The sequence below is a fragment of the Janthinobacterium svalbardense genome, from assembly GCF_002327145.1.
GTDB classification, from domain to species: domain Bacteria; phylum Pseudomonadota; class Gammaproteobacteria; order Burkholderiales; family Burkholderiaceae_D; genus Janthinobacterium; species Janthinobacterium tructae.
The window spans coordinates 2,847,266-2,859,839 of record NZ_CP023422.1 but is presented as its reverse complement, the minus strand read 5'-3'; the positions used below and the strand labels follow the sequence as shown (position 1 = coordinate 2,859,839).

Here is a 12,574-nt window from a genome sequence, read left to right as displayed (position 1 = left end):
CTTAAATCGTGACACCGTCGAGTTCAGCCATCAGCGTTTGCATTTCCGCACCGCCCGCCATCATGTCGAGTACTTCATCCTTGGAAACGGTTTCCTTGGTGTAAGTGCCCAGTGACTTGCCCCGGTTCAAGAGGGTGAACGAGTCCCCCACGGGGTAGGCGTGGTGCACATTATGGGTAATAAAGATCACGGACAAGCCCCGCTCGCGCGCCTTGTAGATCAGTTTCAGCACATTGAACGACTGTTTCACGCCCAGCGCGGCCGTCGGCTCGTCGAGGATCAGCACGCGCGCGCCGAAGTGGATGGCACGGGCAATCGCCAGGCATTGCCGCTCGCCGCCCGACATGGTGCCCACAGCTTGGTGCGGGTCGCGCACCATGATGCCCATTTCGGCCAGCTTGTCGCGCGCCGTGGTGGCCGCATACTCCATATCCATCACGGGCAGCACGCCGAACATTTTTTTGATCGGTTCGCGGCCCATGAAGAAATTGCGCGCCACGGACAGCAAGGGCACCAGCGCCAGGTCCTGGTAGACGGTGGCCACGCCCAGGTCGAGCGCCTCTTTCGGCGAATTGAAGCTGACGCTCTGGCCATCGACCAGGTATTGCCCGCTGGTAGGCCGGTGCACGCCGGCCAGGGTCTTGATCAGGGTCGACTTGCCGGCGCCATTGTCGCCCAGCAGGCAATGCACTTCGCCCGGTTTCAAGCGCAGGGTGACGTTTTGCAGGGCGATGACGGAGCCGAAACGTTTGCTGATATTTTCCAGCGCAAGGATGTATTCGCTCATGGCTTATCTCGCTTCCGTGACACGTGCACGGACAAAGTTGTTGAACAGTACCGCGATCAGCAGCATGACGCCGAGGAAGACGCGGAACCAGTCCGAATTGATATTGGTATAAGTAATGCCGATCTGCACCACGCCGAAGATCAGCGCGCCGAAGCAGGCGCCGACGACGGAACCGTAGCCGCCCGTCAGCAAGGCGCCGCCGATGACGGCCGCGATGATGGCTTCGAATTCCTTTTGCATGCCGCGGTCGGCGGCAGCCGATCCCACGTCAAATACTTGCAGCGTGGCAAACAGGCAGGCACAGAAGGCGGTGAAGACAAACAGCGATACCTTGATGGTTTTCACGGGCACACCCACGTTCTTGGCCGCATTGGCATCGCCGCCGACGGCGAAGATCCAGTTGCCGATGCGGGTGCGGGCCAGGACAAAGCCGGACACCAGCGCCAGGCCGGCCCACCAGACGATGACCTTGGGGATGCCCTTGACCAGCGGCGCGCCATTGTCGAGCGCCGTGATCCAGCCCGCCTTGGCCATCCAGGCGAACAGCGAGGTGCCCACTTCGCCATGGAACAGGGTCGTGGCCAGCCAGTCGTCGGCAGCCAGCGCGCCGATGCCGCTGACGATGGTGCGGTTGGCAAACATGATGGACAGGGCCAGGGTCAGGCCGCGCAAGATGAACAAAAAGGCCAGGGTGACGATAAACGACGGCAAGCGCGTCTTGATGACCAGGTAGCCGTTGAGCCAGCCCAGCGCCATCGAGCCGGCAAAGGCGAACAGGATGGCGGCCCACACGGGCCAGTGGAAATACACGGAAGGGATGGCGATCATCATGCCGGAAAAGCCGATCATGGAGCCGATCGACAGGTCGAATTCACCGGCGATCATCAATACGCAGGCGCCGATGGCGATGATGCCCAGGTAGGCGGCCACTTGCGCCCAGTTGATCACGCCGTCGAGGTTGAACATGCCAGAGTCGCCGGCCGTCAGGATGAAGAAGGCGAACACCAGGATGGCGCCCGAGATCGAGGCGAATTCCGGACGGCTGAACAGCCGCTTGAGCCAGCTGACCTGCCCCACGCGCTCGTCAAAGCCCTGCTTTTGCGGCGGCGTGCCCGAGGCGGCCATGCCACCCTGTTCCACGCTTAATTTCACGGTACTCATGCTATGTCTCCCTTGTTTATAGCAACCTGCCAGCCTCGACAACAATTCCAGGGCGGCAGGACCCGCGCGCCGGCAAGCTTGGCCTGCGCGCGGGGACAACAACCAGGAACACCTATCAAAATCTACTGCGCGTCGCGATTTGCGGTCTCCGATGCTCACTGTGCATTCGCACAGTTCCGCTTCTCAACCACAACTCCCATCCGCTCGCTACGGTTTTGTCAGGCGTTGTAAGGTATTGATTGAATTGAAAAGCGGGTGCTTAACGGAACTGGCCGGCGTATTTCTCCACCTTGCCGATATTGTCCTTGGTGACATACCCAGGACCGGAACCGATATGGCGCGGGCCATACGATGGTGCCAGGCCATACTCGGCCAGGCGCGCCTTGAACTTGGCGTTATTGATCAGCTTTTCGCGTACCTTGGCCAGGTCCGTGGTCTTGTCCTGCTTCATGATGGCCAGCACGGCAACGGGGATGTAGCCTTGCAGGTAGGGTTGCTGGTCGATGGCAAACTGGATGCTGCCATCCTTGATCGCTTTCGAGATTTCATCGGACAGGTCGAAGGTGGCGAACCACATCTTGCCCTTCAAACCCATTTTTTCCAGCGCTTTCAGCGAAGCGTGGGCCGAGGTAGGTCCCAGCGCCAGCACGGCCTGGGTTTTCGGGTTGTTGCGCAGGAAGGCGCTCAGCTTGCTTTCGATGGTGGTCGGATCTTCGCCCGCATCCAGGGTGGCAGCCTTGAAGTCGACGCCGATCGCATCGGCAAAACCACGGCAGCGCTCGAACGACGATGGATTCGTCGCGTAATGGTTGACGCAGACGAAGGACTTGATGCCGGCCGCCTTGGCTTTTTCGCCGGCGCCCTTGCCTGCCTCGTATTCAGGCTGGCCCACATGCATCACGGCGCCCAGCTGTTCGCTTTGCGCCAGAGTGCCCGAGTTGATCGTGATAAAGGGGATTTTCTTCGCCGCCACCAGGCCCAGCGGTTTTTGCAGCACGCTGAAATCGGCGATGCTGACGATCACGCCATCGTAGTTGCGGGCCGCCGATTGCTCGACCAGGCGCGCCATGTCGGCCAGGTCGCCATTCGGCGGGTTGCGGTAGTCGACGCTGACATTGAAGTCTTCACCTGCTTGCTTGACGGAATTTTTGATCGTATTCCACCAGGAATCGGAATCCGGCGCATGGCTGATCAACACGAATTTCTCGCCCGCCGCGTGGCTGGCGTTCATGCCCAGACCCAGTCCCAGGCCGAGGCCCAGCATGGCCAGGCTCTTCAGAAATCCCTTACGCTTATTGCTTTGCATGAATGTCTCCTTGAAGGATTAATTTTTATAGTTGCCAGCTTTTGAAGCGTGTCAACGGGGAGCCGGAAGGCCGGCAAGACCCGATGCACTGCGCACAGCTTAGGCCACAAAAAGACAAATGCAATAAAATTTTCAAAATAAATTTAAATAGAAAATCATTTCTATTTTCTGAATTCACTCCTATAATTCTCGCCAGAACCAGCCCAAAGGAAACAACATGGCAGCCACCGCCCCCATCGAACAACTGATGCAACATATCGCTGCCGAGTACGACAATCTGTCGCGCCAGTTGAAAGTCATCGCCCAATACATTGAAAAGCACCGGGCCAGCCTGATGCTCGAACGCATCAGCGACATCGCCACCGCTTGCGACGTGCAGCCGTCCGCCATCGTGCGTTTCGCGCAGCGCTTCGGCTACACGGGCTTTTCCGAAATGCAAGATGTGTTCCGCCAGGCGTACACGGACCAGGCCGGCGCCACGCCCGATTACCAGCAGCGCATCCGCAAGCTCATTTCCACGCGCGACTCTGCTCTCAGCGCAGGCGACCTGACGCGCGAATTCGTCGGCGCCAGCCGTGCCGGCCTGGACGACCTGGCGGCAGGACTCGACGACGCGCAGCTGGAAGCGGCCGTCAACCTGCTGTTAAAAGCAGACAATATCTATGTGATCGGCGTGCGCCGGTCCTTTCCGATCGCCTCCTACATCGCCTACGCGCTGGAACACACGGACAAGCGCGTGCACCTGATTAGCGGACTGGGCGGCATGCACCGCGAACAGATGCGCAGCGTGCGTGAACGCGATGTGGCGATCGCCATCAGTTTCTCGCCTTACGGCAAGGAAACCCAGCAGTGCATCAAGGCGGCGCAAGACAAGGGTGCCAAGGTCCTGGTGATTACCGACAGCAAACTGGCCCCGCTCGCGCGGGCCGCCGACGCGCTGCTCACCGTCACCGAGGGCAGCGCCTTCGCCTTCCGCTCGCTGACCAGCACCATCTGCCTGTGCCAGGCGCTGTTCATCGCGCTGGCATACAAATTAGAGCTCGACATCGAAGAAATCCACACCCCAGGAGAACATGATGATTGAAGTAGCGTTGTTCGGCGCCGGACGCATCGGCAAAATCCACGCGGCCAACCTGGCTGCCCAACCCGGCGTGCAGTTCAAGTACGTGGTCGACGTCAACCAGGAAGCGGCCGCCGCCCTAGCCGGCTTGCATGGTGGCAGCAGCGCCACGGTGGAAGCGGCGCTGGCCGACCCGGCCATCAAGGCCGTCGTCATCGCTTCCAGCACGGATACGCACGCGGACCTGATCCTGCGTTCGGCCGCCGCCGGCAAGGCCATCTTTTGCGAAAAGCCCGTCGACCTGACGCTGGACCGGGCGCGCGCCTGCGCCGCCGCCGTCAAGGAAGCCGGGGTCATGTGCATGCTGGGCTTCCAGCGCCGCTACGATCCCACCTTCAATGCCGTCAAGACACGGATTGAGGCGGGCGAGATCGGCACGCCGGAGCTGCTCATTGTGACCAGCCGCGATCCTGGCCCGCCACCGGTCAGCTACATCAAAGTGTCGGGCGGCATCTTCAAGGATATGCTGATCCACGATTTCGACATCTTCCGCTGGATACTCGACGACGAAGCCGTCAGCGTGCACGCCACGGGCAGCTGCCTCGTCGACCCAGCCATCGGCGAGGCTGGCGACCTGGACACGGCCGTCGTCACCATCCGCACGGCGAAGGGACGTTTGTGCCAGATCAATGCCTCGCGCCGCGCCGCCTACGGCTACGACCAGCGCTTCGAAGTGCTGGGCAGCGCCGGCATGCTGCAAGCGGGCAACCACAAGCCGACGGAAGTGACGGCGTATGGCGCCGTCAACGTCAGCGTGGACAAGCCGGAAGATTTTTTCCTGGAGCGTTATCGCGTGGCCTACGCGCAGGAAATGGCGCACTTCTTTGACGCCCTCAGCCACGGCACGCCGCTGCGCACCACCGTCCACGATGGCTTGAAGGCACTGGAACTGGCCGAAGCGGCCACCTTGTCGTGGCGCGAACAGCGTGTGGTCACTTTATAAACCAATAATAAAAATATCTGGAGACAGCATGTCATCCCCAACATTAAAAGTCGGCATCGTCGGCCTGGGCCGTTTGGGCCAGCGCCACGCCATCAACCTGGCACAGCGCGTGCCGAATGCCGAAGTGGTGGCCGCCTGCAGCCCCGTGCCGGCCGAACTGGACTGGGCTGCCAGCCAGCTGGGCATCACCACCGGCTATGCGGACTACGACGCCTTGCTGGCCCATCCGGGCCTGGACGCCGTGTTCCTCGTCACGCCCACCTCGCTGCATGCGGACCAGATCATCGCCGCCCTGCGCGCCGGCAAGCACGTATTTTGCGAAAAACCGCTGTCGCTGGACCTGGCCGACTGCCTGAAAGTGGAAGCGGAAGCGGCGCGCCACCCGCAACTGACCATCATGATCGGCTTCGTGCGGCGTTTCGACGCCAGCTACCATGACGCGCAGCAAAAGATCGCCCAGGGCCTGATTGGCAAGCCCTACCTCGTGCGTTCGCAAACCTGCGACCAGAACGACCCCAGCGGCGCGTTCATGCGCTTCGCCCCCACCAGCGGCGGCATCTTCCTCGATTGCAGCGTGCACGATATCGACCTGGCGCGCTGGTTGCTGGGCAATCCCGTGCCCAAGCGCGTGTATGCGAGCGGCACCAACGCCATCCACACGGGCTTGCAGGCGTTCGGCGACGTCGACAACGGCCTGGCCACGGTCGAGTTTGCCGATGGCAGCATGGCCAGCTTCATGGCCTCGCGCACCATGGCGCATGGCCATGAAACCCTGACGGAAGTGTTCGGCACCGGCGGCCGCCTGGCCGTGGGCAGCAATCCGCGCCTGAACAGGGTGGAAATTTCGGATGCGCATGGCGTGCGCAATGAATGCACGCCGGACTTCTATGCCCGCTTCGCCGACGCCTTTTTGATCGAGGCGCAGGAGTTTACGGATGCGGCACTGGGCCGGCGCACCCTGTCACTGACCTTGCACGACGCAACGGAAGCGACGCGCATCGGCCTGGCCATGACGCAAGCGATGCGCGAGGCAAGACCCGTCGAGTTTTAAGCCAAAGGCAGGGACTCAGGCAGCCGGTGCAGGAAACGGTTGCTTTGGTTCCACGGCCAGGCGCAAGCCCATGGCATCGAGGATGGCCGTCAAGGTGCTCAGCGAGGGATTGCCCTCGGGCGACAAGGTGCGGTACAGCTGGGTAGGATTGAGCTTGGCCGCCTGCGCCACGGCGGGCACGCCGCCAAAGGCGCGCGTCAGCTGGCGCAGCACGGCCAGCAGTTCGCCGTGATCGCCATCGACGAGGATATTGTTGATCAATTCAAGGGCGAAGGCGGGATCGTCGCGGTACAGCTCAGCCATTGCCTCGTCATGCGAGCGGTCTCTCGGTGGTTTGCTTAGTTCCTCTTTCATGTCCTCTCTCCTTCCAGTCGTGCCAGCAGGCACAGGCGTATTCGATATCTTTCGGCTGCGTGCGCTTGTCGCCTGCGCACAGCAATAAAATGATCTGCCCGTCAGCGATGGCGTAATACACGCGGTAGCCTGGCCCCACATCGATGCGCAATTCCCACACGCCGTCGTGGCAAAACTTGTGATCGCCAAAATTTCCGGGAATCATACGCAGTACGCGCCGCACGATGGCCACCCTGGCCGTATTGTCGCGCTGGCGTTTCAGCCATTCCGTATATAAATCCCTGCCCGATGATGTCAGGTAATGCCGGATTTCATACATCATATTCGTCCATAAACGAAAAAAAATCAAGGAGAAAATCACGTGAGTACAAAAGACCACGCCATCTTGCGACCAAACCGCGTGACGCAGGTGCCAAATGCCGGGATCACTGATGTATATCAAGATGCGTTTCCCCAGTTACTGTAAAGAAATGATGTGGCGCGTACACGCCTTACACACATCCGATTGCGCTATACAATAAGCGCTGCCCAACCGCGAAAAATCCTGCCTCCATGACGCTCAACGACAGCAACTTCCCTTCCCTCGCCCACGTGGCCGAACGCTACGTCAAGCTGGTCCTGGCCATGGGCCAGCACGATGCCTCCTATGTCGATGCCTATTACGGCCCGCCCGCGTGGCAGCAAGACGCGGTCAAACAGCCACGGAGTTTGAGCGATATCAAGGATGGCGCCAACGCGGCGCTGGCCCTGCTGGCTGATGACGCATCCTTGCGCGCCGTCAACCTGCGCAAGCAGTTGCAAGCAGTACTGGCCAAGGCCGATATGCTGCAGGGAGCAAGCCTCGATTTCGATACGCAAAGCGCACGCCTGTACGATGCCGTTTCGCCCCACCACAGCCGCGCCTGGTATGAGGCACTGGTGGCGGAAATCGACGCCTTGCTGCCCGGCGACGGCACGGTGAGCGACAGGGTCAACGCCTTGCGTGCGCAACTCATCATTCCCGCCGACAAGCTGCGCGCCGTCATGGCGGCGGCCATCCGCTCGGGCCGCGAACGCACCCTGCAGTACATCGCCCTGCCGGAAGGCGAAGACTTCGTGCTGGAATTCGTCAGCGACAAGCCATGGAGCGGCTACAACTGGTACAAGGGCAACTACCAGAGCGTGATCCAGATCAATACGGACTTGCCCGTGTATATCGATCGCGCCGTCGATCTCGGTTGCCACGAAGCGTATCCGGGCCACCACGTCTACAACGTGCTGCTCGAGCGCGACCTGGTGCGCGCCAAGGGCTGGATGGAGTACTGTATTTATCCGCTGTATTCGCCGCAATCGCTGATCGCCGAAGGCACGGCCAACTACGGCATCGAACTGAGTTTTACGGATGCGGAACGACTGGACTTCGAGCAGCAGGTGCTGTACCCGCTGGCCGGCCTGGACCCGGCGCTGGCGCCCCGCTATGCGCAACTCAATACGCTGCTGGCCAAACTCAGCTACGCCGACAACGACATCGCGCGCCAGTACCTCGAAGGCAGCATCACGCGCGAAGAAGCGCTGGAATGGCTGGTCAATGTGCGCCTGTATCCGGCCGAGAAATCGGCGCAGCGCCTGCAGTTCTACGATGCCATGGGTGCTTATGTCATCAACTACAACCTGGGCCAGGATATGGCGAAAGCCTATGTCGAACGCCAGGGCAGTACGCGCGCCGAGCACTGGGCCGCCTTCCGCGATTTGATGTCTTCGCCGCGCGTGCCCAGCGCGCTGCTGGCATGAGGCGCGCACAGGAGAGTCGCATGCACACCACGCACACTGCCAGCGCCCTGCTGCTGGCCCTGTTCTTCAGCCAAACGGCGTGGGCCAAGGATGCCGCCGTCGCCACGGCACCGGCGCCGAGTGCGCGCCAGCAGGCATTGATGGCCACCGTCGTGGGCAGCGCCGCCCATCCGCGCATCCTGCAGGTGCGCCTCGATGAACTGCATCCGACCCAGCCCGCGATCGGCTACGACCAGGTGTACTACAAGCTGGGACGCTATGCGGCCGAAGAAAAACACATCGCCGACATCGCCAGGCCGAAGAAATTTGCCGACCTGTGCGAGGCCAATGGCCAGGGCGACGTCTTGCCCGACACGGCCAATGTGCCTGGCGCCAGCCTGGCCGCGCCACCGGCCAGCTACCGCTGCAAGGCGGCCGTGGGCAGCCGTCCGGACGACATGAAGAGCGTCGTCATCGGCCCGCGCGGCGTCGTATACCTGACCGATGGCCACCACACGTTTTCCACCTTTTGGCAGGCCGACAGCGGACGCAATCATCAATTGAAAGTGTGGGTCAAGGTCAGCGACAATTTCAGCGCGCTGGGCGAAGCGCAGTTCTGGACGCGCATGCGCGCTGAAAACAAGGTGTGGCTGAAGAACGGCCGCAACCAGGCCATCACGCCGCAGCAGCTGCCACCCGCCATCGGCCTGGCATCGCTGGGCGACGACCCGTACCGCTCGCTCGTCTACTTTACGCGCGGGATCGGCTACAAGCCGCCCGCGCAGGCCACGGAATTTCTCGAGTTTTACTGGGCCGGCTGGCTGCGCGGCAAACCGGCGCTGGACCTGGCGCGCATCGACCTGCTTGATCGCGCCGCGTATGCCGGCGTCATCCTGCAAGCGGCGCAGGCCATGGTGGCGCTGCAGCCTGATGACATCGTCAGCGGCGGCAAGCGCGCCGCAGACCTGGGCGCACTGGACAAGGTCGAGCGCGAAACGCTGGAAGAATTGACGCAGAACAAAGGCAAGCTGGGCTACGCCATCGCATACAGAAAATCGCTGGCGCAATAATCGCCGGCGCAAACAACAACGGCCCGCCTGTCAGCTGACAGGCGGGCCGTTTTCTATTGCAAATGCCGCTTACGCGATGCGTTCGCCATTGGCCGGATCAAACATGGCCGCTTTCGACAGATTGAACGACAACTGCATGGTCTGCCCCGGCAGCACGGCTTCGCGCGGATGCGTGCGGCACGTCACGGCCGCGCCGTTCAAGCGCGTCGTCAGCAAGGTGTCGGGGCCGGTCGGCTCGACCAGGTCGATCAGACAACCGAGTTCCTGGCCCACGTCGCCGTGCGCGCTACTCATGTCCGTGATCTGTTCCGGGCGCACGCCCAGGACCACCTCGCGGCCCGCGTAGGCGCGCAGCTTGTCGGCGTCGAAAGGCAAGGCCAGGCGCATGCTCTTGCCCGCGTTGTCGATGGCGACAAATACCTCGTTACCCTCGATGACAGGCTTGACGGTAATGAAGTTCATCGATGGCGAGCCGATGAAACCGGCCACGAACAGATTCGCCGGGTTGTCATAGATTTCCTGCGGCGTGCCCAGTTGCTGCACCACGCCATCCTTCATGACGGCGATCAGGTCGCCCATGGTCATCGCTTCGATCTGGTCATGCGTGACGTAGACGATGGTCGCTTTCAGGCGCTGGTGCAGTAGCTTGATCTCGGCGCGCATTTCCACGCGCAGCTTGGCGTCCAGGTTCGACAGCGGTTCGTCGAACAGGAACAGCGAAGGCTTGCGCGAGATGGCGCGGCCCATGGCCACGCGCTGGCGCTGACCGCCCGACAGCTGCGCCGGACGGCGGTCCAGCAAGTGCGTGATCTGCAGCGTTTCGGCGACGCGGGCGACGATTTCTTCCTGCTCCGCCTTCGGCACCTTTTTCACGTTCAGGCCAAACGCGATGTTTTCGCGCACCGTCATCGACGGATACAGCGCATACGACTGGAACACCATGGCGATGTCGCGGTCCTTCGGCGGCAGGTCGTTAACGACCTTGCCGTCGATGAGGATTTCGCCCGAGGTGACGCTTTCCAGGCCGGCCACCATATTGAGCAAGGTCGATTTGCCGGAGCCGGAGCCGCCGACGAGGATCAGGAACTGGCCATCCTTGATCTCGATGTCGATGCCTTTCAGGACTTCGACGCCATTCGTGTACACCTTGCGGATACCGCGTATCGATAAACTGGACATATTATTTCCTTAACCTTTGACTGCGCCTGCGGTCAGACCGCGCACAAAATATCGGCCTGCGACCAGATAGACCAGCAGGGTAGGCAGCGCGGCGATCACCGCGGCCGCCATGTTGACGTTGTATTCCTTCACGCCCGTGGACGTGTTGACCAGATTGTTCAAGCCCACCGTGATCGGTTGCGAATCGCCGCTGGCGAAGACGATGCCGAACAGGAAGTCGTTCCAGATCTGCGTGAACTGCCAGATGATGCAGACGACGAAAATCGGACCCGAAATTGGCAGCACGATCTTGCGGAAGATCAGGAAGAAGCCGGCGCCATCGATGCGCGCCGCCTTGATCAGTTCTTCCGGCACGCCGATGTAGTAGTTGCGGAAGAACAGGGTCGTGAACGCCGTGCCATACACCACGTGCACGAAGACCAGGCCCGTGGTGGTGTTGGCCAGGCCAAATTCGCCCAGCAGGCGCGCCATCGGCAGGATCACTACCTGGAACGGAATGAAGCAGCCCACCAGCAAGGCGGCGAACAGCATTTCCGAACCACGGAAGCGCCAGTGCGCGAACACGTAGCCGTTGAAGGCGCCCAGGAAGGTCGAGATCAGCACGGCGGGTATCACCATCTTGATCGAGTTCCAGAAGAACGGCTGCATGCCGTCGCAAGTGACGCCGGTGCAGGCCGAAGACCAGGCCTTGGACCAGGAATCGAATTGCCACACGTGCGGCAAGGCCAGCAAGTTGCCGCTGCGGATTTCATCGAGCGACTTGAACGACGTCGACAGGGTCACGTACAGGGGCACGATGTAGTACACCGCGAACAAGATCAGCAGCAGGTACAACACCACCCGTCCCAGGGTGAGTTTGTTGTTACGTGTAGGAGTGTGTGTCATCTCATCGCCTTTGCGCTGCGCGTTTCCAGGTACATCAGCGGCACGAGCACGGCCACGATGGTGGCCAGCATCATCATTGCCGATGCCGAGCCCAGGCCCAGCTGGCCGCGGGTGAAGGAAAACTGGTACATGAAGATGGCCGGCACGGACGACGAGTTGCCAGGTCCGCCAGCCGTCAATGCGATGACCAGGTCGAAGCTCTTGATGGCGATATGCGCCAGGATCAGCAGCACGCTGAAGAACACGGGCCGCATGGCGGGAATCACGATGCGCCAGTAGATCGTCGGCAACGATGCGCCATCGACTTGCGCCGCCTTGATGATTTCATCATCGACGCCGCGCAGGCCGGCCAGGAACAGCGCCATGACGAAGCCCGACGATTGCCACACGCCAGCGATCACCACCGTGTAGATGGCCATGTCGGAATTGACCAGCCAGTCGAAGGTGAACGAGGTCCAGCCCCAGTCGTGCATGACCTTTTCCAGGCCCAGGCTGGGATTGAGCATCCATTTCCAGGCCGTACCGGTGACGATGAAGGACAGCGCCATCGGATACAGATAGATGGCGCGCAGCGCGCCTTCGGCGCGGATTTTCTGGTCCAGCAGGATCGCCAGGAACAGGCCGATGGCGATGCTGCAACCGATGAACAGGACACCGAAGATGCCGAGGTTCTTGAGCGAGGTCCACCAGCGCTCATTGTCGAACAGCTCGACGTATTGCACCAGGCCGGCGAACTCGTAGTTCGGCATCAGCCGCGATTCGGTCAGCGACAGCCAACCGGTCAAAAAGATAAAACCATAGACGAACAGCAGACTGGCGATGAGCGTGGGGCCCAGCACCATCTGCGGTATCCATCGGTCGAATTGCTTGCGTATGGACATAGGAGAGCCGTAGAGAGAACTGCGTGTGGCGCCGGCCTGGACGAACGCCAGGGCGGGCGCCTGCGATGCATGCGATGCAGCGGGCGCC

General features: G+C 61.3%; 13 protein-coding genes. 5 read left to right on the top strand and 8 right to left on the bottom strand.

Going from position 1 to position 12,574, the window contains the following annotated elements:
• Position 1 precedes the first annotated feature (1 nt).
• The 3 genes from CNX70_RS12855 to CNX70_RS12845 all read right to left on the bottom strand — a co-directional run bounded on the left by CNX70_RS12855 (position 2) and on the right by CNX70_RS12845 (position 3,212).
• Entirely contained in the window at positions 2 to 787 is a 786-nt protein-coding gene (locus CNX70_RS12855; protein WP_071077878.1) for an ATP-binding cassette domain-containing protein, read from the bottom strand.
• A gap of 3 nt (positions 788 to 790) precedes the next feature.
• A complete protein-coding gene (locus CNX70_RS12850) occupies positions 791 to 1,912 on the bottom strand; it encodes an ABC transporter permease (RefSeq protein WP_096234997.1) in 1,122 nt (373 codons plus the stop codon).
• A gap of 295 nt (positions 1,913 to 2,207) precedes the next feature.
• Positions 2,208 to 3,212, bottom strand: a complete 1,005-nt coding sequence (locus tag CNX70_RS12845; RefSeq protein ID WP_096238433.1) for a sugar ABC transporter substrate-binding protein — start codon at positions 3,210 to 3,212, stop codon at positions 2,208 to 2,210.
• Positions 3,213 to 3,471: 259 nt separating this feature from the next.
• On the opposite strand from CNX70_RS12845, the gene CNX70_RS12840 reads away from it, so the two are divergent.
• The 3 genes from CNX70_RS12840 to CNX70_RS12830 are packed head-to-tail and all read left to right on the top strand — an operon-like array spanning position 3,472 to position 6,368.
• On the top strand, positions 3,472 to 4,338 hold the full coding sequence (locus tag CNX70_RS12840; protein WP_096234996.1) for a MurR/RpiR family transcriptional regulator: 867 nt from the start codon (positions 3,472 to 3,474) through the stop codon (positions 4,336 to 4,338).
• The gene (gene iolG, locus CNX70_RS12835) at positions 4,331 to 5,317 is read left to right on the top strand and encodes an inositol 2-dehydrogenase (RefSeq protein WP_096234995.1); all 987 of its coding nucleotides are present in this window, start codon (positions 4,331 to 4,333) and stop codon (positions 5,315 to 5,317) included. The genes CNX70_RS12840 and iolG overlap by 8 nt, the downstream gene beginning before the upstream one ends.
• Positions 5,318 to 5,345: 28 nt before the next feature.
• Complete coding sequence (locus CNX70_RS12830; RefSeq protein ID WP_096234994.1) at positions 5,346 to 6,368, top strand: Gfo/Idh/MocA family oxidoreductase; 1,023 nt, start codon at positions 5,346 to 5,348, stop codon at positions 6,366 to 6,368.
• 15 nt (positions 6,369 to 6,383) lie between these two features.
• Here the strand turns inward: CNX70_RS12830 and CNX70_RS12825 are convergent, their stop codons facing one another.
• Both CNX70_RS12825 and CNX70_RS12820 read right to left on the bottom strand, forming a co-directional pair.
• Complete coding sequence (locus tag CNX70_RS12825) at positions 6,384 to 6,671, bottom strand: helix-turn-helix domain-containing transcriptional regulator (RefSeq protein ID WP_244199134.1); 288 nt, start codon at positions 6,669 to 6,671, stop codon at positions 6,384 to 6,386.
• A gap of 7 nt (positions 6,672 to 6,678) precedes the next feature.
• Complete coding sequence (locus tag CNX70_RS12820; protein ID WP_425269239.1) at positions 6,679 to 7,044, bottom strand: type II toxin-antitoxin system RelE/ParE family toxin; 366 nt, start codon at positions 7,042 to 7,044, stop codon at positions 6,679 to 6,681.
• Between the two features lie 230 nt (positions 7,045 to 7,274).
• Here CNX70_RS12820 and CNX70_RS12815 point away from each other — a divergent pair, with 230 nt between their 5' ends.
• Positions 7,275 to 8,492 carry a hypothetical protein gene (locus CNX70_RS12815; protein ID WP_096234992.1) on the top strand — a complete coding sequence of 406 codons (1,218 nt, stop codon included), beginning with the start codon at positions 7,275 to 7,277 and terminating at the stop codon, positions 8,490 to 8,492.
• Between the two features lie 20 nt (positions 8,493 to 8,512).
• The gene (locus tag CNX70_RS12810; RefSeq protein WP_208624534.1) at positions 8,513 to 9,541 is read left to right on the top strand and encodes a ParB/Srx family N-terminal domain-containing protein; all 1,029 of its coding nucleotides are present in this window, start codon (positions 8,513 to 8,515) and stop codon (positions 9,539 to 9,541) included.
• Between the two features lie 69 nt (positions 9,542 to 9,610).
• Here CNX70_RS12810 and CNX70_RS12805 read toward each other — a convergent pair whose 3' ends face one another.
• Genes CNX70_RS12805 through CNX70_RS12795 form a run of 3 tightly spaced genes read right to left on the bottom strand, consistent with a single transcriptional unit; the run spans position 9,611 to position 12,486 of the window.
• Positions 9,611 to 10,720, bottom strand: a complete 1,110-nt coding sequence (locus CNX70_RS12805) for an ABC transporter ATP-binding protein (RefSeq protein WP_096234991.1) — start codon at positions 10,718 to 10,720, stop codon at positions 9,611 to 9,613.
• 9 nt (positions 10,721 to 10,729) lie between these two features.
• Complete coding sequence (locus CNX70_RS12800) at positions 10,730 to 11,605, bottom strand: carbohydrate ABC transporter permease (RefSeq protein ID WP_071077886.1); 876 nt, start codon at positions 11,603 to 11,605, stop codon at positions 10,730 to 10,732.
• Entirely contained in the window at positions 11,602 to 12,486 is an 885-nt protein-coding gene (locus CNX70_RS12795; protein ID WP_096234990.1) for a carbohydrate ABC transporter permease, read from the bottom strand. The genes CNX70_RS12800 and CNX70_RS12795 overlap by 4 nt, the downstream gene beginning before the upstream one ends.
• Positions 12,487 to 12,574 lie beyond the last annotated feature (88 nt).

Excerpts from the sequence above, each read along its gene's own strand:
- CNX70_RS12815 (WP_096234992.1), top strand. The coding sequence starts at position 7,275 with ATGACGCTCAACGACAGCAACTTCCCTTCCCTCGCCCACGTGGCCGAA.
- CNX70_RS12840 (WP_096234996.1), top strand. The coding sequence starts at position 3,472 with ATGGCAGCCACCGCCCCCATCGAACAACTGATGCAACATATCGCTGCC.
- CNX70_RS12845 (WP_096238433.1), bottom strand. The coding sequence starts at position 3,212 with ATGCTGGGCCTCGGCCTGGGACTGGGTCTGGGCATGAACGCCAGCCAC.
- CNX70_RS12830 (WP_096234994.1), top strand. The coding sequence starts at position 5,346 with ATGTCATCCCCAACATTAAAAGTCGGCATCGTCGGCCTGGGCCGTTTG.
- CNX70_RS12810 (WP_208624534.1), top strand. The coding sequence starts at position 8,513 with ATGCACACCACGCACACTGCCAGCGCCCTGCTGCTGGCCCTGTTCTTC.
- CNX70_RS12855 (WP_071077878.1), bottom strand. The coding sequence starts at position 787 with ATGAGCGAATACATCCTTGCGCTGGAAAATATCAGCAAACGTTTCGGC.
- CNX70_RS12800 (WP_071077886.1), bottom strand. The coding sequence starts at position 11,605 with ATGACACACACTCCTACACGTAACAACAAACTCACCCTGGGACGGGTG.
- CNX70_RS12805 (WP_096234991.1), bottom strand. The coding sequence starts at position 10,720 with ATGTCCAGTTTATCGATACGCGGTATCCGCAAGGTGTACACGAATGGC.
- CNX70_RS12850 (WP_096234997.1), bottom strand. The coding sequence starts at position 1,912 with ATGGCCGCCTCGGGCACGCCGCCGCAAAAGCAGGGCTTTGACGAGCGC.
- iolG (WP_096234995.1), top strand. The coding sequence starts at position 4,331 with ATGATTGAAGTAGCGTTGTTCGGCGCCGGACGCATCGGCAAAATCCAC.
- CNX70_RS12825 (WP_244199134.1), bottom strand. The coding sequence starts at position 6,671 with ATGGCTGAGCTGTACCGCGACGATCCCGCCTTCGCCCTTGAATTGATC.
- CNX70_RS12820 (WP_425269239.1), bottom strand. The coding sequence starts at position 7,044 with ATGATGTATGAAATCCGGCATTACCTGACATCATCGGGCAGGGATTTA.
- CNX70_RS12795 (WP_096234990.1), bottom strand. The coding sequence starts at position 12,486 with ATGTCCATACGCAAGCAATTCGACCGATGGATACCGCAGATGGTGCTG.